Below are 1219 nucleotides of genomic sequence, written 5' to 3'. Positions count from 1 at the left end.
ATGGTGAGAACAGACTGCGTCAATGTATCCGGCCTCGGTTTGGCCGATCACGCAGGATCGCCGGGCCTCGATGGAAATCCGCGCCATGCGTTCCTGAATAAGCCGATGACCTCCGTCTGGGGCCGTTTTTTTGATCAGGCTCGCGCATGGCCGCTTGACCGTCTCCGCCATCACGCAGGGGCGCTTGCAGTCACTCGGTGGGATGCTCGGTTAAGGTGATATGAACCGCGTCGTGCGTACCTCCGCTGCGCTGGTGCGCTCGGGCTGGTGATTGGTGCGGGGCGTGCCTTCCTCAGCCTGTCACCTGCACCGGTGCGAACGGCTCTCGGCGCTGCAGGACCGCGCAGACGATGCGCGCCAGTTTGTTCGCCAGTGCCACGACAGCGACATTGGCGTGCTTACGCGCCGTGATCCGCTCGACCCAGCGGCGCAGCCCGTCGTCTTCGGCCCGCTTGTCGGCCACGCGCAGCACCGCGCGGGCGCCATGGATGAGCAGCATGCGCAAGTGGCGATTGCCATGCTTGCTGATGCCAAGCAGCCGCGTCTTGCCGCCGGTGCTGTGCTGACGCGGCACCAGGCCGAGCCAGGCGGCCAGATCGCGGCCACGGCGGAACTGGCTGGCATCGCCGATCCCGGCGAGCAGCGCCGTGCCGTTGATCGGCCCAATCCCGGGAATCGTCAGCAGCAGCTGCATCAGCGGGTCTTCGCGCGCGAAGGCCGTCAACTCCGCGTTCAGCCCCTCGATGCGCGCATCCAGGCGCTTGAGATCCGCATAGAGGTCATGGATCAGTGCCCGCAGGCGATCGGGCAGCCCGTTGTCCGCGTCTTCGAGCACCTCGGGCACGCCGGCGCGCAGCCGGTTCAGGTTTTTCGGCAGGACGATACCGAACTCCAACAGCATGGCGCGCAGGCGATTGCCCAGTGCGGTGCGCTCGCCGATCCAACCGCTGCGCTGGCGGTGCAACAACTGCAGGGTCTGGCGCTCTTCGGGCTTGATGGCGACCGCGCGCTCACGCACCGTCGGACGACTGGCCGCCTCGGCGATCGCCTCGGCATCGACGGTGTCGTTCTTCTGCGATTTCACATACGGTTTGACGTACTGCGCCGGCAGCAGCAGGGGCTTGTGTCCAAAGCTCGCCGCCTTGCGCGCGAGGTGATGCGCCCCGGGGCAGGCCTCCATCGCCACGGTCGCCGCTGGGGTGTTGGCCAGGAAGCGCAT

Annotated in this window: 1 protein-coding gene; it reads right to left on the bottom strand. The window is 66.9% G+C overall.

Annotation, left to right across the window (positions count from 1 at the left end; translation table 11 throughout):
- Positions 1 to 292: 292 nt before the first annotated feature.
- Positions 293 to 1219 (bottom strand): IS110 family RNA-guided transposase (locus CKO40_RS23705; protein ID WP_200348922.1); only part of this gene is annotated, 927 nt, incomplete at its 5' end.

The sequence above is a fragment of the Halochromatium glycolicum genome (assembly GCF_016584085.1).
In the GTDB taxonomy this organism is placed as follows: Bacteria; Pseudomonadota; Gammaproteobacteria; order Chromatiales; family Chromatiaceae; genus Lamprobacter; species Lamprobacter glycolicus.
Note: the sequence above shows the minus strand (reverse complement) of the source record. Positions and strands in the feature narration are given on the sequence as shown.